Consider the following 547-nt stretch of genomic DNA (forward strand, 5'->3'; position numbering starts at 1 on the left):
GGCAGGGACAAGCCACAGCTTGGCACTGAAAGGTGACGGCAGTGTATGGGTCTGGGGCTCAGGCTATGGGAATGTACCGATCGCGGTCAGCGGTCTGAGTGGTATCGTGGCGATCGCGGCAGGGTCGGGGCAGAATTTGGCGCTGAAGAGCGACGGCACGGTATGGGCATGGAGCAGTACTGCAACATCAACTCAGGTATCGGGATTGAGCAACATCACTTCGATCGCAATGGGCAGCGGGCATAATCTGGCGCTGAAGAGCGACGGCACGGTATGGTCGTGGGGAACGNAAGTAATATCTATCGCGGCAGGAACGAGTCACAGCCTGGCGCTGAAGAGTGACGGCAGCGTATGGGCGTGGGGGTACGGCGGCAGCGGTCAGTTGGGTGACAACAGTGCCACCTCGCGGAGTGTGCCAGTACAAGTGACTGGACTGACAGAAGTCACTGCAATCGCCGGAGGCGGCAGCCATAGCCTGGCGCTGAAGAGTGACGGCAGTGTATGGGCGTGGGGTTACAACGGCGGCGGTCAACTGGGAGACGGAACG

The 547-nt window shown here is 60.4% G+C and carries 1 protein-coding gene; it reads left to right on the plus strand.

Annotated elements, in window-relative coordinates; translation table 11 throughout:
• The coding region (locus KIH86_RS25145) for an RCC1 domain-containing protein (protein ID WP_407672353.1) at window positions 1-547 on the plus strand (547 nt) is incomplete at both ends.

Origin of the sequence: Paenibacillus sinensis (assembly GCF_019904155.1) — a bacterium.
GTDB classification, from domain to species: domain Bacteria; phylum Bacillota; class Bacilli; order Paenibacillales; family Paenibacillaceae; genus Paenibacillus_AQ; species Paenibacillus_AQ sinensis.